We start from the raw sequence: 18,240 nt of genomic DNA, 5'->3' as shown, positions 1-18,240 counted from the left end.
AAGTGGGGGTGAGTAAAATGGGTGATAAAATTTTAGTCATTGAAGATGATAATGATTTAGGAAACTTAATAAAAGACTATTTAGAAATAGATGGATTTCAAGTGTTAATAGCTAATGATGGCTTAAAAGGAGTAAACTTAGCCAATGATCCTATGATAAAGCTCATTATTTTAGATATTATGCTCCCACTTTTAGATGGTGTTGAAGTTTGTAAAAGAATAAGGAGAATATCCAAAATGCCAATACTTATGCTATCGGCTAAAAGTGGAGAGATGGATAAGATACTAGCATTAGGAGTAGGGGCAGATGACTATATGACAAAGCCATTTTCTCCAATGGAATTAGTAGCAAGGGTGAAAGCTCATATAAGAAGGTATACTTCATTTTCCAGTGATATACCATCAGATGTAAAACAATTTGGTGATTTAATAGTAGATTCTAAGGCATATAAGGCTATATTATATAATCAGGAAGTACCACTGACTTCTAAGGAATTTCAAATATTAGATTTTTTCACATCTAATCCTTCTCAAGTATTTTCAAAATCTCAGATATATGAAAGTGTATGGGGGTACAGTGAGTATATGGATGAAAATACCATAGCTGTGTACGTTAAAAGATTAAGAGAGAAACTTGGAGAATACGGTGAAAGATCAATAAAGACAATATGGGGAGTAGGATATAAGTGGGAGATAGCAGAGTAAGAGATAATTACCTTAGTAAAAAAATTAGTATATTCACAGGACTAATATGTCTACTTATTTTATTATCAGTGATATATTCTCTTCTGATTTTAAAAGAAGATATTAAAAAAGAAGATAAGTCTAACCTATTAAGAATAGAAACGTCAAATCAAAGAGCATTGATCAAAGAAATGTTTAAGGAAGATAACTATTACATGGAAAGTGATTTTTACGATTATGGAGTTATAAACTTAAAAGGAGAGGTTATCTTTTCTTCTATAAGTGATTTTAACAAAGAAGAGAAGATAAATCTTGAAAATGAAATAGGTTATGATAATGCCTTTGACAATAGAAAGAATGGATTAATTAGATACAGTACTCCTTTAGTTAATAATGGTTTTCAAGAAGGTATTATAATTATAGATTTACCGCAGAATGTGTTAAATAGCGGAAATAAAAATGAAAAATTTCTACCTCTGTGGATACTTTTATTTTTAATAGGAGTATTAGCTTTTATGATAAATAGATTTGTAAAAATAGATATAATAAAACCAATTAAGGAGCTCCATAAAAGCGCAAAAACCATATTAAATGGAAGCTATAAGTGTAAAGTAAACTATGATTACCATGGGGAAGTTGGAGAGTTTTGTCATGATTTTGAAGCTATGAGAGGTGAAATAATAAACTCAAAAGAAAAGGAAGAGAAGCTTAAAAGAAATGAAAAAGAATTATTAGCCTGTATTTCACACGACTTAAAAACTCCTCTTTCATCCATTTCAGGATATGTTGAAGGAATAAGAGATAGAATTGTAAAGGATGAAGAAGGTATAAAAAGATATTCAAACATTATATTGAAGAAATCTAAGGAACTTTCAAAATTAATAGATGATATATTAGAACAGTCAAAAACAGAGTTAAATGAAATGTCAATTGAAAGAAAAGAAATATACTCTGATGATTATCTAATGGAGGTTTTAGGGGATTTGTCTATTGATGTAGCTACTCATAATATGAGGCTAACTGTTAAGGGAGAAATACCGAGAGCGTTAATTTTCATAGATACAATAAGAATAAATCAAGTTATAAATAATATCATTGCAAATTCAATAAAATACTCTAGGGCAGGAGAAAGTATTGAAATTTGGTTAGATGATGATATTGATAAAATTACTGTAAATATTAAGGATTTTGGTAGTGGGATTAGCATAGGTGATATACCATTTGTCTTTAATAAGTTTTATAGAGGTGAAAAGTATAGGAATACTAATATATCAGGTTCAGGACTTGGTCTTTCTATATCTAAGTATATAGTAGAGAGCCATGGAGGGAATATAAAGTGCTCATCTGCTTTAGAATCTGGAACTACTATTAGTTTTACCATACCTAAGATGTAGATAATGAAGCTAGAACTACATAAATATTAAAAATGAAGTAAATTAACTTTATAATTAAATATTGTATATTATTACTTGCTATTTTCTTGTATACTTTAATTAGAAATTGTAGATTATGCAGGGAATTTTAAAGAAAGTTAAAAAAATAGATATAAGAAAAAAACACAGTTAAGCTTAATAAAATGTGCAAAAAATATGATACTAGGTACATGTATTCACAATATAGTGTAAAAGCGTCAGTATTGTTTTATTAATGGGGGGATAAAAATGAATATTTATTTAAAAGATATTGATGAATCAAATTGGGAAAAATGTATTTCGTTAACTACCAATAAGGATGGTCAACATTTTATTATTGAGGAATTTGTTGCTTCAAATGCTGTTTCTATTGCTCAATCAAAAGTTGAAAAAGGCTGGATTACAAAGGCAGTATATGCTGAAGATACTATGGTTGGATTTACAATGTATGGATACTGCTACGAAGACAACATTTATGAAATATGCAGACTTATGATAGACTACAAATATCAAGGAAAGGGATATGGGAGGGCAGCACTTAGAAATGTTATAGAAGAAATGAAAAACTTAAAAGATTGCAATGAAATTTTCCTATCCTTTGAACCAGAAAATCACATTGGACAAAAATTATATGAAAGTTTTGGATTTAAAGACACAGGTAATACTGTTGAAGGTGAATTATTATATAGTTTAAGTTTAAAGTAGTATATAACTTTCTTAAAGTATAAATTTAGAAAATTACACATAAATCATGTCAGTACCGTTATGACCTTAAAAGAAAAATTTCAAGTTAAGGGTGAAGTATATATGAAGCTTGATAATATATTATAAGAAAAGTTGAGTTTTACGGTAGGGATTTTCATAAATGTTTATATTTTAGAAAAAGGGATATAATTACCCATCACCTATGTGTAGGAGAATATTTTAGAAAGATATAATTAAACCCCTGGACCTAATAAAAGTCGAGGGGTTTCAGCTTATTCTTTTAATACTTTTATGATGGTAAGAATTTAATTAAACTAACTTTCGTTAGCACTGCCTGATTCCTAGTTCCAGGACTATTAACCATATGCCATGCAGTGTATTGTTCAGCATAAAGATTATCAGCGGACATGCAGTCAACGGGAACAATAACATTAGAGCCACGAAAAGCAGCACTAGTAGCTGTATGGAGCACTGCACCATTGGCAGCATAACCAGTAATTATGACAGTTTTAATACCTTTTTTCTGTAATATTTCTTCTAGATTGGTTTTATAGAATTTATCTACGCTTGATTTCACAATGGGATCATTGGGCAAAGGTGCTAGCTGCTTGAAAATATCCATAGGATTTCCTCTAGGTATAAGACTATAGACAACTAGCATGTGGTTTTTTCTAGCTTTAGCCAATAAATTATAAATATTAGGAATAGAGCCTATACAGCGAGGACTTTTACATATGGAGTTTTCCATATCCAATATTAATAGGGCACTGGTTTTGGGATCAACTGCTACTGATTTCAACTCAGGTGAAGGAGGGGGAGAGACGGTATTCCATTTGTCTATGATTGTTTGATCTGTTACCTCAGCTGTTATGTGCCTGGGGTAGAAGTATCTACTATAGTTAAGAATTCTATTGCTAAAACATTCAAAACATCCGCCATAAATAGGGCAAAAATATATCACATTCATCCTCCTAATATGTTTTTATATGATTATATAATATGTAATAGATAAGAGAGGGTGTTAAAAAGATTTGCTCAAGGAAGATGGGAGAGTGGGTAATATAAGAATTGTCCAAATTCATGAAATATATTCTAGTACTAAGCTAAAAGATTTCAAGGCTAAATAAGTAATATATGTATAAGAATTGAATTTTATTTTTAATTTACTTTTATTTGTGTATAATTAAATAAGAAATTAATAAATAATAAATGAAGTAACTGTTAAGGAAAAGGATATTGTAATTAAAAAATTAGATGGTATAGATAACACTAACTACTTAGATTATGTTGATAAAAATCCAATTATTGCAACGAAAAATGAACAAGAAAAGGATTTTACTAGATTTTATAAAACTGTTTTTAACACCTTATGCTGTGGCAGATGTTTCTTGTTATGATAATTTAATAAAGTCTTTAAAAAATAATTCTAAATGTTAAATTAGTATATAACAATTAATAGTTAGTAGAATTTTTAAATTCGATGTATATATTTTAATAGCATCTTCTTTAAAAAGTTGTAAATCTTCTTTTGATGAATATGACATTATACAAAATAATACGAATAATTTAAAAAAGCAGTTACATTAACTGGTTTAAGGCGCGTAATAGTGTATAATAGGAGATAGATTTATAGTTGTAAAAAAAGTAGAAGATTTTAATGAAAATATATTAATAGTATCTCATGGATTTTTTTAATAACATTAATTGATGAATTGCAACTATTAGGTTTTAAAGGTGACATACCTAAAAAAATGCAAAATGGATATTTGTATATACTTAAAAATGATAAGGAAAGATATTAATATAAACAAGAATTTTCAAAACAGAAAAGGAGGGTAATTATGATTCAATACAGATTTGACACACAGTTGTTAATTGATGGAAAAAATCTTTCGGAAGATGAAATTAACGAATATATCACAAAAAACATTGAAGGAGATTGTTTACTTGCAGTTGGGGATGAGGAATTGATAAAAATACATTTTCACACAAATACTCCATGGAAAGTGCTTGAATATTGTTCTTCATTAGGTGATATTTATGATATTGTTATAGAAGATATGGAACGACAAGCCAATGGACTTCAAGGTTAAATAATTTTAAGATAAATGTATAATATGTATGAGGTGTTATAATTTTTGTCCTAATAAAGGCTATACAAATGACGAATAAAACAAAAAATATAGTTAAGTAAATTTTCTAGAAAGAAGTGCTAATCTTGCGAGGATGGAGCACTTTTTTCTTTGCTTTTAACTTCTATATCAAGACCAAGAAATTTAATCTTAACTTTTAAATGATGTATAAAAAGATTATGTTTTAGAATTAACCTAATTACATGAATGACTGATATATACTTTATAAAGGTATCAAAAAAAATCTGGGAAATGCAACAGAAAAAATGAATCGGAATTAGATATGGATTTTACATATAAAGGTAGTATTGAAGATTTTCACAATAAAATAGTTTGAATAGTTCAAAAAATCTGAAACATACTATATAATTAAAGCAAGTGCTAAAATTACCAAATATTGTTTTGGAGCACAAATCCTATGATAATGAAAGGATTGAGGAATTTTATGAATAAGACAAGCTATACTTCAATTGAGGAGCTAATACAGATGCCATGGATTCAATCAATAAGTATTGGTAAGGGAGGAAAGGTTGTTTCATATGTTAAAAGGACTTCTGATTTGGCTGAAAATGCATACAGAAATCATGTATGGGTTTATGAAATAGATGGGCAAAAGCATTATCCAATTACAACAGGCAAATCTGAAAGCAGTAGCCCTGCATGGGCTCCAGATAAGAACTATCTAGCCTATATTGCAGAGATGGGTGAAAAAGAAAAGCTTAGAAAGCAAATTATTTTGAAAACCTTTGACGAGTTCAATGGAATTCAGATTACAAACTCTGCGGAAGGTGTAAACAACTTTATCTGGTCCCCTGACGGTAAGGGAATATACTATACCACTACGGAAGCTGATTCAGAGGAGTTAAAAAGGCGTAAAGAGACTTATGGAGAATTTGAATATGTTGATAAAGAATATAAGAATGATTATTTATGCTATGTAGGAATAGAGGAGGCAATTGAATCATTTAAAGAACTAAGTAATAAGAAAAAAGGTGAAAATGAAGGAACAAAGGATGTTGAAGTGGCAATAACAGATCCTAGGGATTTTAGCATAAAGGGTTTTAATATATCAACCGATGGGAAGAAAGCTGTACTTATATGTACTCCAACAGGGGACATAAGAGATAGAGAAACAAAGGTGTATCTATTGGATATCTCCACTAAGAAGTTTAGAGAACTCAATATTACTGGAAGCTTTAGTTCAAATATTTCATTCTCTCCAGATGGAAACAGGATTGTATTTGCTAAAACTCCAAGAGAGCCAGAATATTACAAATGGAAGGTTGATGAAGATGTTGTTTTAGAAGTATATGATATTGAAAAAGAAGAAACCACAATGAGATTATCTAAATTGGATAGAAGCGTTATACCTATTAAATGGACAAGCAAAGGAATCCTTGTAACTTGGCAGGATCGAGCAAACTATCGAATTGGAATGGTTTCTGAAAATGGTGAAATCTCTTCAATCTATAGCAAGGGTGAATGTTATATAGCTGAGGCAGATAGTACCTCCGACGGTGAAAATATAGCTTATATTAAAATAGAAAAAAATAAGGCGGCTGAAGTTTATTTAAATGCAGTAAAAATAACCAATGAAAGCAGGGTATACGAGAACAAACTATTGAGTAAAAAAGAACTTCTAATCTGGAGCACCAAGGATGGTCTTGAGATAGAAGGGGTTTTATCAAAGCCCTATGATTATGATTCTAATAAAAAGTATCCGCTTTTGGTAGTTATACATGGTGGACCAACCTGGGCATCATTCCCCATCCATAATATGAATAGACTTTATCCAATTGAACAGTTTATAGAAAAGGGTTTTATTGTTCTTGAGCCAAATTATAGGGGAAGCTCAGGCTATGGGAGCAAGTTCTTGACCGAGAATTTTAGAATGCTTGGGGTAGGAGATTATGAGGATGTTATTTCAGGAGTAGATAACCTAATAGAAAAGGGCATAATAGACAGCAAGAGGGTTGGCGTAATGGGTTGGAGCCAAGGAGGATACATCTCAGCCTTCTGCGCAACCTTTAGCAATCGATTCAAAGCAATCTCTGTAGGAGCAGGAATAAGTAACTGGATTACGTACTATGTAAATACGGACATAACAACCTTTACTAGATCATATCTAGGAGCGACGCCATGGAACGATCCAGAAATATATGCAAAAACCTCTCCTATGACCTATATAAAAACTGCTTGTACACCAACCCTTATCCAACATGGTGATAATGATAAGAGAGTGCCTGTTCCAAACGCATATGAACTCTACAGAGGACTACAAGACTTAGAAGTGGAAAGTGAACTTGTAGTATTTAAGGGAATGGAGCACAGTCCACATAAACCAGGACTTCATAAAGCAATAATGGAACAAAATCTTGAGTGGTTTGTAAAACATGTTTAATAAGAACAGAAATTATTTTTATAGAGGCTTATATGATGTTTTAACTATTAGTGAAAGAATTATTAGCTACAAAGATTTTAAAATAATTATAGATAATTTAGAAGAGAGCTTTGAAGATTATAAAAAATAAACTTAACAAGAATGAAGGAGAGAGTTTGAAATAGTGGATTTCCTCCACCATGTTTCGCTTCCACCAGTGAAAAACACGACAGTTTGTCGTGTTTTTTATAGAAAAAATTTTTAATAATATAGGAATTTTTGTGATTTTATAAGAATTACACAAGAAGAGGTTGCAAGAAAATAATATAAAAAATTATATCCTAACTTCAATATTATAGTATAATATTTGTTGGAATATAAACATAGCATACTTTGGAGAAGAGGAACATAAAGAGATGACAATAGAATTAGAAAAATACTACAATAAATTTTGTGAGGACAAAAGATTAACGAGAAGATATGGACAAGTTGAATATATCACTTCCATGAAGTATATTCATGAGTATCTAGAAAATAATGAGGAGGCAAAAATCTTAGATGTTGGTGCAGGAACAGGGAGATACTCTGTACAATTAGCCAATGAAGGATATGATGTTACTGCAATTGAACTTGTGAAGCATAATCTAGGAATTTTAAAATCAAAAGGAAGTACAGTAAAAGCAAAGCAGGGAACAGCATTAGATTTATCAAGATTTTCAGAAAATACTTTTGACATGACCTTGGTATTTGGCCCAATGTATCATTTATATAAGTTTGAGGATAAAGTAAAGGCCCTACAAGAGGCAAAAAGAGTAACGAAAGTTGGAGGCGTCATCTTAGTAGCATACTGTATGAATGAATATAGTGTATTAACATATGGTTTTAAGGAAAATAATATTCGTGCATGTATTGATAATGGGAAACTTAGTGATGATTTTCATGTTATATCGGAACCAAAAGATTTATATGATTATGTAAGGATTGAAGATATTAATAAGTTAAATGATGAATCAAGACTTCAAAGAATAAAATTAATTGCAGCAGATGGACCAGCTAATTATATGAGACCTATTTTGAATGCTATGGATGAAGAGACATTTCAACTTTTTATTAAGTATCATTTTTCTACCTGTGAAAGACCAGATTTGTTGGGAGCAAGCGCGCATACATTAGATATTTTGAGAAAGTAATATATAAAGAATTAAGAGAGAAATCAATTTTTAAATTATTTAAATTGCATTATAACAAATGTAACTAATAAATATGGGGGAATTGAGATGGTTTATTTAATATTAATAGGGATAATATTGTTTTCATATACAATCTTAGAATCCATAGTTAAAAAGATATTTCCATCCTTAGGAAAAGATCAGTTATGGGCAAATGTAGGCTATTATTCTTGGGGATTAGTATTATTAATTATTTATTTAATAATTAGACCTATGGATTATATAACCAAGATTCCTATAAATAATATCCTAGGTATTAGTTTTATAATCTCTTTTTCTGTAGTTACAATTTTTATATGTATTAAAGATCCAAATGTTTATTACCCAAGAAAAAATAATAAATTAAAATGCTTCCATTATGGAGTAATACAACCTATTTTAGAAGAAGTGGCTTTTCGTGGCTTGATTTTACCAATGACAATTTATTTATCAGGAAATAACACCAGTTTAATTATATTGTTAAATTCATTTATTTTTATGTTTTTTCATTTGAATTATTGGTCTCTTGAAAAGAAACACAAAAAGCTGTTTATTAATTTTTTTATGCTTGGATTATTCTTTAATTATATAGCTATTGGAACCCAATCTATTTTTTATGGAGTTTTATGCCACATAATAGTGAATGGGGGAAATACGCTTTATAGAAATTGGGTAAATAGAAAATGAATTTGTAGGTAGTGGGATTATCGTGAGAAGTGAAAAAGAGATGTTTGATCTAATTTTCAATGTTGCAAATAAGGATAATGGAGTTAGAGTTGTTTATATGAATTGTTCTAGGCAAATCCTAATGTAAAAAAGGATATAGTGATGGATATTATCCTTATTATTAGGATTAGATAAAGCAAATAATATATGTGAATTAATAGTTGATTTTATGATATTAGATTGTGAGGATTAATAAATGGATAGAAAAATAAAAAAAGGTTTTATAATAATATTTTTAATAACGTTATCTTTTAATATAGTTGCCTGTAGCAAGTCATTGCCTAAAGAGACAAAAGGGAATGATTCTATTATTAATGTTAAATCAGAAGACGAAGAAATGAATTTAATAATTGAACAAGCAAGAGAAACTATAGATGAATTTTTAAAAGAATTAAATGATCCAGATACAAAAGGAATTGATTTTGCTGTAAAATATCCTTTTGATACAGACCCAGGAAGTAAGTCATCTAAAGAACATATATGGATTGTGAATATAGAGAGAAATAATGATAAGTACCATGGAATTATATCAAATGACCCGTTTTATATAAAAAATATGAAAATGGGAGACAAAGTTGAATTTGATGTAAATAAAATTTCTGATTGGAAGTATGTAAAGGATGGATTTTTAGTTGGAGGCAAATCAATAGTATATTTTTACAATCAGATGTCAGAAAAAGAAAAAAAGAACTTTGAGAAAGAAGCTGGGTTTAAAATAAAGGGTAAATAAATACCAATTATATGTATATATATTATTTGAGAAACTGCATAAAAATCCTTCTAAGGATTTGGTCAATATAGGAAAAGGTTTCTATAATATGTTACTTTTAAAGAGTGATGAGGAGCTTATTAAAGCAGACTTCTCTAGGAAAGAAGTATTTCAGGGATTAAGGGATATAGAAAAATTTATTTATAAGTTTTAAGAGAAACATGTGTCGAAAATACGTTCGTATAATATAGAAATTTATGGTTAAGCTATTAATATAGCTTAATAATTGCTATAATTATAGTTGGAGGATGATTTTATTATGGATGAAAAAGTGTTTTCTTTAATGGAAAAGATGTATGCTGAAATATTAAATCTAAAAGAGGGTCAAGGAACATTAGAGCATGGTCAAAGAAAGCTTGAGGAAGATATAAGAAGATTGGGTGTTAAAATAGATGGGGATATCACTCCTAAGATTTCAGCACTTTATGATGATAGAATAGTTATTCATGAGAAGTTAAATGAGGTGGATGGGAAGATAGATGATCTACAGGTAAAAGTAAATAATTTATCCTTGGAAACCTTAATGAATAGTAATAAGATTATTGAATGGGATAAGAAATTAAAAAGAACTAATTTATAAGACATAATTATATAAATACAGCAGTGAAAATTGTGATAAAAGCTGATAGGTTATTCCCTATCAGCTTTGCGTTTTTGAAGCGTTGTCTTAACTATTTCTGCTGGGCTACCTATTCTTAATGAAGGTTCTAAGGTTTCGTAGCCAGAAGTAATTAGTACATTAAAGTTATTTTTTATATAACTATAATGGTCTTCATAAATACCTTTAGTTATAAGATTAAAAGGAACAAGTTGACCTTTATGAGTATGCTCTGATACTTGTAAATCAATATTTGATTATAGACTTTTATAGAATTGTGACAAGGAAACCACCCTTGCTTTCCACGGTGCTAATTGACATTCTTAACCTTTAGGTTTAAATACCATAGCAGAAATAAACCCAAAGATTATTGCTGCAGAAACTCCTGCACTTACTGTCTTTAAAACACCGGTAAATATTCCTATAAAGCCTGTTTGCTCAGCTTCAGTTATAGCTGCTGTTACAAGAGTATTTCCAAAACTACTTATAGGCACAAATGCACCTGCACCTGCAAATTTTATCAAAGGATTGTATAGACCAAGACCACCTAATATTGCACCAATTACAACTAGTGTACAAGTTGTGTGTGCAGGAGTAATCTCTAAAGTATCCATCATAAGTTGCCCAATAACACAAATTAAACCACCTATTATAAATGCAAAAATAAATTTTTCCATAACTTAAATAACACCTTCTTTTTTACATTTCTATAGAAACAGCATGTGCAACGCTAGGTATGCTTTCTTTTTGCTGAAAGGATACAGGAGACATTAAGGCGCCTGTTGCAACAATTAGTATTTTCTTTAATTCTCCTTTACGCATACGATTAAGTAAATGTCCATAAGTTACAACAGCAGAGCAACCGCACCCACTGCCACCTGAAAAGCTTGGTTGATCTTTTTTATATATTAAAAGTCCACAATCTGTAAATAGATGTTTTGGCATATTTACACCGTGTTTTTCCAATAAAGCATTGGCAAGATCATGACCAACTTTTCCTAAATCTCCAGTAGCAATAAGATCATAATGGGAAGCATCAATATTCAAATCCCTAAAATGAGCTTCAATGGTATCTACAGCTGCCGGTGCCATAGCTGCACCAACGTTATAAGGATCTGAAATCCCCATATCTACTACTCTTCCTATGGTAGCAGAGGTTACTTTAGGGCCATTTCCATTTTGACCAAGAATAGCAGCTCCAGCTCCAGTTACTGTCCACTGAGCAGTAGGAGGTCTTTGAACACCATATTCTGTTGGATATCTAAATTGTTTTTCAGCAGCTGCATTATGACTACTTGCAGAGGCTAAAACATATTTTGCTGCTTTACTTTCTATTAATTGAGCTGCTAATGATAAACTTTCCATGGAGCTAGAGCAAGCACCAAAGATTCCTAAAAAAGGTATTTCTAAAGTTCTTGCAGCAAAGCTACTGGATATAATTTGATTCATTAAGTCTCCGCTTAAAAAAAAGTTAATATCTTCTTTTCTTAAATTTGATTTTTGTATTGCTCTTTCACAAGCATGCTCAAGTAAAACTCTTTCTGCTTTTTCATAACTATCTTGTCCAAGCCATAAGTCTTCATGAAGTATATCAAAGTCATCAGCTAAAGCACCGTTACCTTCAAAAGGACCACCAACAGCTGCAGAAGCTAATATTGTAGGTTTAGAATTAAAAATCCAGGATTGATGTCCTTTAAGCATTTACATCACCCCCAACCATTTTATTGTCATTTTTATTGTAGCAACTACAAAAGCAGAAAAAACTCCATAAACAATAATGGCACCTGCAAGCCTGAACATATTTCCAGCCACTCCAAGTACAAATCCTTCACTTTTATGTTCAATTGAAGCAGAAGCTATAGAGTTTGCAAAGCCTGTAATAGGAACAGCAGATCCACATCCAGCCCATTGACTAAGGTGATCATAAATCCCAAGACCAGTAAATAAAGCTGCAAAAAATATTAAAACTACGGAAGTAGGACCTACTGAGGTATTTTCATCAAAATTAAAATAGTTAATAAAAATCCACTGTAGCCCTTGACCAATTGTACATATAGAACCACCTACTAGAAAGGCCCTAATACAATTGGTTAAAATAGGTCTTTTAGGTTCTATACTATTTACTAATTCATCATATTGCTGCTGAGTTGTAGTCATTTTCTTCTTTTTCATATTTGACATTTATATCACCCTCTAACATAATAAATATGGTTCTAATTTTTTCATAACTTTTTCTAATTTTTTAGCATTTTGTGAGTACATAGCTTTTGCATTTTCATTATCACAGTCTAAAGAAAATGACATAAGATCTGCCTGACTTTTTTGAATACTAGCATATAGCATTTCTTTAATCTGTGTTTTAGGGACTTGTATCATATCATCAAAAAGATCTATATATAAATCTCCAGAAGAATCCACTTGACCAAGAAAAACATTTTCAAGGGAAACCCCTTTCACTTCTAGTTGGGTAGTAAGCCATCCTCTATTTAATCCAGCATTGGTAAGACCTTCATTTAATATATTTCCATCTAAAATAACTGTTTGTGGTTCAGTTTTAGGTGATACTTGTTTTCCTAAATCATGTGGGGTAATAGGTTTCTTATCAGCTTTTAAGCTAACATTTATGTCGCCGGTTGTTTCCATTACAGCAAACTCAACATCTGCTAAGTTAAATGCTTTTTGGGAACGCATTTCTTGCAGGAATTCTTGACCTGTAATTCTCTCTTTAGATAAGTTATCTTCCATTATTTTGCCGTTTTTAACTAATACTCTTTCTTTACCATGTAGTAAGTTGTAAATTGATTTACTTCTCATAGAAGCGAAATCTAAGATAATAGGCATAAGAGCCCAAACAGCTAGTGCAATTAGTCCAAAGTAAATATTATCAATTATATTTAAAGAAATTAAAGTAATTATAATAGCAATGACGGCATAAGAAATAAAATCAAAGGGAGTAGCTCTAGATAAGGTTTTCTTTTTCATATATTTTGTTATAACTATTGCTAAAAAAAATAAAACTATTGAATTAAATAATATTATTAACCAAGAATTCATATTCCACCTCACTTAGTCGCCTTTGTATTGGGGTTCTTCAAACTCCATGGCTCCTATTCTTTTTTCTAAATCTGTTTTAATTTCACTTATTTCTTTGGATGCCTCATTATAAATAGCTCTAGATTTTTTATCACGTTCTTGTAATGAATACATTTTTAAAGTGGCCTCAGCCCCCTTTAATGTAGCCAATGTTTGTTTTACCTTTGAAATCGCAGTCATATAAAAGTCTCCTTTATATTTATTAAATTACTTTAAAGTTACTTTAACCAATAAGTTTAATTTTAATTCATTTGTTAATATGAATATTTATTTGAATTATTAAAGGTAAATTACTAAGGTTTGATAAGTTATGATTAGATTTTAAATGGAATACATTTCATTATAAGCAGACTGAATATTAAAATTTATTATGAACAAAATATAGTTGCAATAAAAAATTATAAAGGAGGGATTTTTATGCCAACAGGAACTAAACTTGAAACAGCTTTAGCTAGTGCGAAAGGATTAGCTGCTGATATGAAGACATTTTCTTTAGATACAGATAATCAAGAAGCACAGCAAATGTTTAATCAACTTTCAAATACAATGGAAGGTGTACAACAAACTCTTCAATCAAGACTTGACTTTGTAAAACAAGAAGAACCTCAATATAATAAATAATTAATATACTCTCGTATCTAGTTAAATTTATATTTTATAGATATGGGAGTATATTAATATATAATATAATTTTCAGTTATTTTAAGATTATTAAACTATGACAAATTGTAATAATAAATTGAAGTAATTTCTATACACTATCCTTTAGCTTTATTGTGTGTACAGGATATATTCTTCGGTTTCTTATATTTTACCAAGTATTTCTAATTGATTGTAAAGTAGCTTGGTATTAATAAACTTGTATTTTTATGATAATATTATTATAAACTTATTAATAGATAAAATTATTGAAGAAAACTTAAGAGGAGACAAAAATGAACTATCGGGAAAATATTAAGAATTCAAAAAGAATAATTATAAAAATCGGTACATCAACCTTAACCTATGACAATGGAAACATAAACTTAACAAGAATTGAAAAAATAGTCATGTCAATAGCTGATTTAATAAATAGTGGTAAAGAAGTAATTCTTGTAACATCTGGATCTATAGGTGTTGGAGTAAGTAAAATGAACTTAAAGGAAAGACCAAAAACTATTAGAGAAAAGCAGGCAGCAGCATCTGTGGGACAAGTAGAACTTATGAATATTTATAGCAAATTATTTGGAGAATATGGCTATTCAGTAGGTCAAATACTTTTAACAAGAGACATTATAGAATGTGAAAGAAGTAGAAATAATGTTGCAAACACTTTTGAAACCTTGCTAGAAAGAAAGATAATTCCAATAGTAAATGAAAATGATAGTGTATCTATAGATGAAATTGAAAATATATCTAGGTTTGGAGATAATGACAATCTAGCAGCAATAGTTTCTACTATTGTGGATGCAAATCTTTTAATAATACTATCAGATATCGATGGTTTTTATGACTCTAATCCAAGAACAAATAAGGATGCAAAGCTTATAAAAGAAGTGAAATCTATAACTGAAGAAGTGAAAAGTTTTGCAGAAGGTGCAGGAAGTAATTTAGGTACAGGTGGCATGGAAACTAAATTACATGCAGCAAAGATTGTAACTGATAATGGAACAAATATGATATTAGCAAATGGAAAGAACCCAAGTAAACTTATTGACATATTAAATGGAGATGATGTAGGAACTTTATTTCTCGGAAAAGCAAGATAACAAAACATAAAGGGAGTAATTTTAGATGGAAGAGTTAATTTTAAAAGGTAAAAAAGTAAAAGAAGCTGCGTACATATTATCAAATATTTCAACAAATGAAAAGAACAAAGCTTTAAATGAAATGTCAAAAGCATTATTAGAAAATGCTAGTGAAATAATATTAGCAAATAAAATTGACATAGAAAATGCGAAAAGCAAGGGAACATCAGAAGCAATAATAGATAGATTACTTTTAAATGAAGATAGAATCAAAGGAATGAGTGGAGGCTTAACACAAGTAGCAGGATTAGAAGACCCTGTAGGTGAAGTAAGTTCAATAGTAACTAGACCAAATGGACTACAAATGGGAAAAAAAAGAGTGCCTCTAGGAGTAATAGGAATAATATATGAGGCAAGACCAAATGTTACTTGTGATGCAGTAGGGCTATGCTTAAAATCAAGTAATGCAACAATATTAAGAGGTGGAAGTGAAGCCATAAATTCCAATAAAAAAATAGTACAAGTATTAAAAAAAGCCTTAGAAAAAACTCAGTTACCAGTAGATTGCATCCAATTAATAGAAGATACAAGTAGAGAAACTGTTAAAAATATGATGAAGCTAAATGAATATATAGATGTACTAATACCAAGAGGAGGAGCTGGACTAATAAAATCAGTAGTAGAAAATGCCACGGTTCCAGTAATAGAAACTGGAACAGGAAACTGTCATGTTTATGTTGATAAAAATAGTGATTTAGAAATGGCAAAACAAATAGTTATAAATGCAAAAACTACTAGACCAGCAGTTTGCAACTCTGAGGAAAAATTACTTGTTCAAGGAGATATAGCAAAAGAATTTATTCCAGTAATAGTAGATGAGTTAAGACAAAGAAAAGTAGAAGTTAGAGGAGATAAAAAATCTATAGAAATAGTAAATGACATAATACTATCAGATGAAGAGGACTATTATAAAGAATATTTAGATTATATAATTTGTATAAAGGTAGTAAAAGATATAGATGAAGCTATAAGTCATATAAATAAATATGGCTCAGGACACTCTGAAGCTATAGTAACAAATGATTATCAAAATGCTCAAAAATTTCATCAACAAGTAGATGCAGCAGCAGTTTATGTAAATGCTTCTACTAGATTTACTGATGGAGAGGAATTCGGCTTTGGAGCAGAAATAGGTATAAGTACCCAAAAACTACATGCAAGAGGTCCCATGGGACTTAAAGAGCTTACTACTAATAAGTATATAATATTTGGAAATGGTCAAATAAGATAATAACTAAGAAATGAGCCAAAGGGAGTGAAATTATTTTGATTCACTCCTTTTCCCGTTATAAATATGGCAAGTTAGATTTGCAAAGAATCTTTAATTATTTAATAATAAATTATTTTATAAAAGTTATTTAAAGTCATCTGTAAATAATTGGACAAATTGAAAAGTGATTGTGAAAAATCATACCTATAGTATTCAAATTAATCTTCGATATATAAAGTGTAATTAATAAATGAGAGGTAATTATTATGGGGTCAATTAAAATTAATAAAACAATCTCCTATCCAATAAATTCAACTGTTAATGAACATAAAATTAAAGACAACAATAAGAATATAGAGAAAAATTCCAATGATGAAGCTTATAAGGAGACAAATGATTCAGTTATATCAAAGAATGCTGCAATAGGTTACGAGTTTTTGAGTCGTATTGAAGCTTCAGTTAGAGAGGTTAACAAAGTCAATTTCATAGAAAAATATGCTTCAGAATACGAAAAAATTAAAGGTGAAATTGCTTCTGGCAAGTATGGAAAGGATACAAAAAAATATATGAGATTGCTAGATAATGCATTTAAAGACTCATTGGAAAATGCTGCTAATATCCTAACAAAAACATTAGAAAAAACAAATGTCAAAGATAGTAGAATAAAGTTTTCAGGAGCAAATTTAATTAAATATCAAAAGCATCATGATATAGCCACAGGAATTGCTTGGATACTTAGAGCAGAGAATAAAAGAATTTCACAGGAAATAGAGATCTATAGGAAGAAAAAAAATCACAGAAAGGTAACTTCCCTAAGTCAATTAAGAAATACTTATAACCGTATCATAAACAATGTTTCTGATATAGCAACTAAGATAAGAAGTGATATTGATGATAATTATAATGAAGATAAACAGGGTTCTAAGCTTTAGAGGTAATTTTTACTCCCTCTAAAGCTTAGAAATCTTTATCTGAAGACGTAGGTTCTTTATTCCCACTTTGAAGAAGATAGGAGTATTAGAGCGAAGTCATCGGATAAAGTTAAAGAATGATTTAAAAAGCTTTTAAATAGCTTAAGATTTTTTATAATTAGTCCCTGGAATATAAATAAAGTGTAAATAAGCAAGGAATAATAGGTATATGGTAAAATAATCAAACTGCATACTCCTTAAATTAGGGGGAGCATACTTTTACTTAAATCATATTCAATGGGTATTAGTATTACCTTATTATTCAAACACAATGAAACTTACTAATACATAAAGACTCTATTGGAGAAATTCCATAGAGTCTTTTTATTCCTATTTGTAAGGAAGTTTATAATTACACAAGGAGAGCTTTACCGTAAATAGCGGAGGTTTTATGTAGAAGGTTAATGTAAACCATCCTATTGGAATGGTTTCTGAAAATGGTGAAATCTCTTCAATCTATAGCAAGGGTGAATGTTATATATCTGAGACAGATAGTTTATATAATATCTATTAATTTTTAGTTGCAATTAGATTACTGAAATAATTACAGAAGGTGTTAATAGATT

The 18,240-nt window shown here is 29.8% G+C and carries 22 protein-coding genes and 1 pseudogene; 17 read left to right on the top strand and 6 right to left on the bottom strand.

What is annotated here, in order from left to right:
* Window positions 1-17: 17 nt before the first annotated feature.
* The 3 genes from KQI89_RS06065 (at window position 18) to KQI89_RS06055 (ending at window position 2,800) form a co-directional block, all read left to right on the top strand.
* A complete protein-coding gene (locus tag KQI89_RS06065) occupies window positions 18-704 on the top strand; it encodes a response regulator transcription factor (protein WP_216456329.1) in 687 nt (228 codons plus the stop codon).
* Window positions 686-2,077: a HAMP domain-containing sensor histidine kinase gene (locus KQI89_RS18000; protein WP_216456328.1), complete on the top strand. Its 1,392-nt coding sequence runs from the start codon at window positions 686-688 to the stop codon at window positions 2,075-2,077. The genes KQI89_RS06065 and KQI89_RS18000 overlap by 19 nt, the downstream gene beginning before the upstream one ends.
* A 267-nt stretch (window positions 2,078-2,344) precedes the next feature.
* Window positions 2,345-2,800, top strand: coding sequence for a GNAT family N-acetyltransferase (locus tag KQI89_RS06055; RefSeq protein ID WP_216456327.1), 456 nt, complete (start codon window positions 2,345-2,347; stop codon window positions 2,798-2,800).
* A 289-nt stretch (window positions 2,801-3,089) separates the two neighbouring features.
* Here the strand turns inward: KQI89_RS06055 and KQI89_RS06050 are convergent, their stop codons facing one another.
* Window positions 3,090-3,761, bottom strand: coding sequence for a cysteine hydrolase family protein (locus KQI89_RS06050; RefSeq protein WP_216456326.1), 672 nt, complete (start codon window positions 3,759-3,761; stop codon window positions 3,090-3,092).
* A gap of 880 nt (window positions 3,762-4,641) precedes the next feature.
* Here KQI89_RS06050 and KQI89_RS06045 point away from each other — a divergent pair.
* From KQI89_RS06045 to KQI89_RS06010, 10 genes and pseudogenes are all read left to right on the top strand, one after another.
* Window positions 4,642-4,893: a kinase to dihydroxyacetone kinase gene (locus KQI89_RS06045; RefSeq protein ID WP_216456325.1), complete on the top strand. Its 252-nt coding sequence runs from the start codon at window positions 4,642-4,644 to the stop codon at window positions 4,891-4,893.
* Window positions 4,894-4,903: 10 nt separating this feature from the next.
* A pseudogene (locus tag KQI89_RS18155) lies at window positions 4,904-4,972 on the top strand (4Fe-4S binding protein); the annotation flags it as partial.
* Between the two features lie 447 nt (window positions 4,973-5,419).
* The gene (locus KQI89_RS06040) at window positions 5,420-7,333 is read left to right on the top strand and encodes a S9 family peptidase (protein WP_246582958.1); all 1,914 of its coding nucleotides are present in this window, start codon (window positions 5,420-5,422) and stop codon (window positions 7,331-7,333) included.
* The gene (locus tag KQI89_RS06035) at window positions 7,326-7,463 is read left to right on the top strand and encodes a hypothetical protein (protein WP_216456324.1); all 138 of its coding nucleotides are present in this window, start codon (window positions 7,326-7,328) and stop codon (window positions 7,461-7,463) included. Before KQI89_RS06040 ends, KQI89_RS06035 begins: the two co-directional genes overlap by 8 nt.
* 265 nt (window positions 7,464-7,728) lie before the next feature.
* On the top strand, window positions 7,729-8,502 hold the full coding sequence (locus tag KQI89_RS06030) for a class I SAM-dependent methyltransferase (RefSeq protein ID WP_216456323.1): 774 nt from the start codon (window positions 7,729-7,731) through the stop codon (window positions 8,500-8,502).
* A gap of 87 nt (window positions 8,503-8,589) precedes the next feature.
* Window positions 8,590-9,207, top strand: coding sequence for a CPBP family intramembrane glutamic endopeptidase (locus KQI89_RS06025; RefSeq protein WP_216456322.1), 618 nt, complete (start codon window positions 8,590-8,592; stop codon window positions 9,205-9,207).
* A 22-nt stretch (window positions 9,208-9,229) separates the two neighbouring features.
* Window positions 9,230-9,334 (top strand): aminoglycoside 6-adenylyltransferase, encoded by a 105-nt coding sequence (locus tag KQI89_RS18150; RefSeq protein ID WP_216456321.1) that lies wholly within the window; start codon window positions 9,230-9,232, stop codon window positions 9,332-9,334.
* 108 nt (window positions 9,335-9,442) lie between these two features.
* Complete coding sequence (locus KQI89_RS06015) at window positions 9,443-9,976, top strand: DUF2314 domain-containing protein (RefSeq protein WP_216456320.1); 534 nt, start codon at window positions 9,443-9,445, stop codon at window positions 9,974-9,976.
* 19 nt (window positions 9,977-9,995) lie between these two features.
* Window positions 9,996-10,169 carry a DUF6483 family protein gene (locus KQI89_RS17605; RefSeq protein WP_343216344.1) on the top strand — a complete coding sequence of 58 codons (174 nt, stop codon included), beginning with the start codon at window positions 9,996-9,998 and terminating at the stop codon, window positions 10,167-10,169.
* Between the two features lie 105 nt (window positions 10,170-10,274).
* On the top strand, window positions 10,275-10,595 hold the full coding sequence (locus tag KQI89_RS06010; RefSeq protein ID WP_216456319.1) for a hypothetical protein: 321 nt from the start codon (window positions 10,275-10,277) through the stop codon (window positions 10,593-10,595).
* Window positions 10,596-10,936: 341 nt separating this feature from the next.
* Here the strand turns inward: KQI89_RS06010 and spoVAE are convergent, their stop codons facing one another.
* The 5 genes from spoVAE to KQI89_RS05985 are packed head-to-tail and all read right to left on the bottom strand — an operon-like array spanning window position 10,937 to window position 13,886.
* A complete protein-coding gene (gene spoVAE / locus KQI89_RS06005; RefSeq protein WP_216456318.1) occupies window positions 10,937-11,290 on the bottom strand; it encodes a stage V sporulation protein AE in 354 nt (117 codons plus the stop codon).
* Window positions 11,291-11,312: 22 nt separating this feature from the next.
* Window positions 11,313-12,314, bottom strand: coding sequence for a stage V sporulation protein AD (spoVAD, locus tag KQI89_RS06000; RefSeq protein ID WP_216456317.1), 1,002 nt, complete (start codon window positions 12,312-12,314; stop codon window positions 11,313-11,315).
* A complete protein-coding gene (gene spoVAC / locus KQI89_RS05995; RefSeq protein WP_216456316.1) occupies window positions 12,315-12,794 on the bottom strand; it encodes a stage V sporulation protein AC in 480 nt (159 codons plus the stop codon). It lies immediately after the preceding gene.
* Window positions 12,795-12,806: 12 nt separating this feature from the next.
* Entirely contained in the window at window positions 12,807-13,667 is an 861-nt protein-coding gene (locus tag KQI89_RS05990) for a DUF421 domain-containing protein (protein WP_216456315.1), read from the bottom strand.
* 12 nt (window positions 13,668-13,679) lie between these two features.
* On the bottom strand, window positions 13,680-13,886 hold the full coding sequence (locus tag KQI89_RS05985; RefSeq protein WP_216456314.1) for a DUF1657 domain-containing protein: 207 nt from the start codon (window positions 13,884-13,886) through the stop codon (window positions 13,680-13,682).
* 237 nt (window positions 13,887-14,123) lie between these two features.
* Here KQI89_RS05985 and KQI89_RS05980 point away from each other — a divergent pair, with 237 nt between their 5' ends.
* The 4 genes from KQI89_RS05980 to KQI89_RS05965 all read left to right on the top strand — a co-directional run bounded on the left by KQI89_RS05980 (window position 14,124) and on the right by KQI89_RS05965 (window position 17,635).
* Window positions 14,124-14,327 carry a DUF1657 domain-containing protein gene (locus KQI89_RS05980; protein ID WP_216456313.1) on the top strand — a complete coding sequence of 68 codons (204 nt, stop codon included), beginning with the start codon at window positions 14,124-14,126 and terminating at the stop codon, window positions 14,325-14,327.
* A gap of 314 nt (window positions 14,328-14,641) precedes the next feature.
* On the top strand, window positions 14,642-15,454 hold the full coding sequence (gene proB / locus KQI89_RS05975) for a glutamate 5-kinase (RefSeq protein WP_216456312.1): 813 nt from the start codon (window positions 14,642-14,644) through the stop codon (window positions 15,452-15,454).
* A gap of 25 nt (window positions 15,455-15,479) precedes the next feature.
* Window positions 15,480-16,724, top strand: a complete 1,245-nt coding sequence (locus KQI89_RS05970; protein WP_216456311.1) for a glutamate-5-semialdehyde dehydrogenase — start codon at window positions 15,480-15,482, stop codon at window positions 16,722-16,724.
* Window positions 16,725-16,969: 245 nt separating this feature from the next.
* Window positions 16,970-17,635: a hypothetical protein gene (locus KQI89_RS05965; RefSeq protein WP_216456310.1), complete on the top strand. Its 666-nt coding sequence runs from the start codon at window positions 16,970-16,972 to the stop codon at window positions 17,633-17,635.
* Window positions 17,636-18,240 lie beyond the last annotated feature (605 nt).

The organism is Clostridium simiarum, from assembly GCF_018919175.1.
Lineage (GTDB): Bacteria > Bacillota > Clostridia > Clostridiales > Clostridiaceae > Clostridium_L > Clostridium_L simiarum.
Note: the sequence above shows the minus strand (reverse complement) of the source record. Positions and strands in the feature narration are given on the sequence as shown.

What these genes read in the sequence shown, in the direction of transcription:
- KQI89_RS06065 (WP_216456329.1), top strand. Translation starts at nt 18, where the DNA reads ATGGGTGATAAAATTTTAGTCATTGAAGATGATAATGATTTAGGAAAC.
- KQI89_RS06055 (WP_216456327.1), top strand. Translation starts at nt 2,345, where the DNA reads ATGAATATTTATTTAAAAGATATTGATGAATCAAATTGGGAAAAATGT.
- KQI89_RS06045 (WP_216456325.1), top strand. Translation starts at nt 4,642, where the DNA reads ATGATTCAATACAGATTTGACACACAGTTGTTAATTGATGGAAAAAAT.
- KQI89_RS06040 (WP_246582958.1), top strand. Translation starts at nt 5,420, where the DNA reads ATGCCATGGATTCAATCAATAAGTATTGGTAAGGGAGGAAAGGTTGTT.
- KQI89_RS06035 (WP_216456324.1), top strand. Translation starts at nt 7,326, where the DNA reads ATGTTTAATAAGAACAGAAATTATTTTTATAGAGGCTTATATGATGTT.
- KQI89_RS06030 (WP_216456323.1), top strand. Translation starts at nt 7,729, where the DNA reads ATGACAATAGAATTAGAAAAATACTACAATAAATTTTGTGAGGACAAA.
- KQI89_RS06025 (WP_216456322.1), top strand. Translation starts at nt 8,590, where the DNA reads ATGGTTTATTTAATATTAATAGGGATAATATTGTTTTCATATACAATC.
- KQI89_RS06015 (WP_216456320.1), top strand. Translation starts at nt 9,443, where the DNA reads ATGGATAGAAAAATAAAAAAAGGTTTTATAATAATATTTTTAATAACG.
- KQI89_RS06010 (WP_216456319.1), top strand. Translation starts at nt 10,275, where the DNA reads ATGGATGAAAAAGTGTTTTCTTTAATGGAAAAGATGTATGCTGAAATA.
- spoVAE (WP_216456318.1), bottom strand. Translation starts at nt 11,290, where the DNA reads ATGGAAAAATTTATTTTTGCATTTATAATAGGTGGTTTAATTTGTGTT.
- spoVAD (WP_216456317.1), bottom strand. Translation starts at nt 12,314, where the DNA reads ATGCTTAAAGGACATCAATCCTGGATTTTTAATTCTAAACCTACAATA.
- spoVAC (WP_216456316.1), bottom strand. Translation starts at nt 12,794, where the DNA reads ATGTCAAATATGAAAAAGAAGAAAATGACTACAACTCAGCAGCAATAT.
- KQI89_RS05990 (WP_216456315.1), bottom strand. Translation starts at nt 13,667, where the DNA reads ATGAATTCTTGGTTAATAATATTATTTAATTCAATAGTTTTATTTTTT.
- KQI89_RS05985 (WP_216456314.1), bottom strand. Translation starts at nt 13,886, where the DNA reads ATGACTGCGATTTCAAAGGTAAAACAAACATTGGCTACATTAAAGGGG.
- KQI89_RS05980 (WP_216456313.1), top strand. Translation starts at nt 14,124, where the DNA reads ATGCCAACAGGAACTAAACTTGAAACAGCTTTAGCTAGTGCGAAAGGA.
- proB (WP_216456312.1), top strand. Translation starts at nt 14,642, where the DNA reads ATGAACTATCGGGAAAATATTAAGAATTCAAAAAGAATAATTATAAAA.
- KQI89_RS05970 (WP_216456311.1), top strand. Translation starts at nt 15,480, where the DNA reads ATGGAAGAGTTAATTTTAAAAGGTAAAAAAGTAAAAGAAGCTGCGTAC.
- KQI89_RS05965 (WP_216456310.1), top strand. Translation starts at nt 16,970, where the DNA reads ATGGGGTCAATTAAAATTAATAAAACAATCTCCTATCCAATAAATTCA.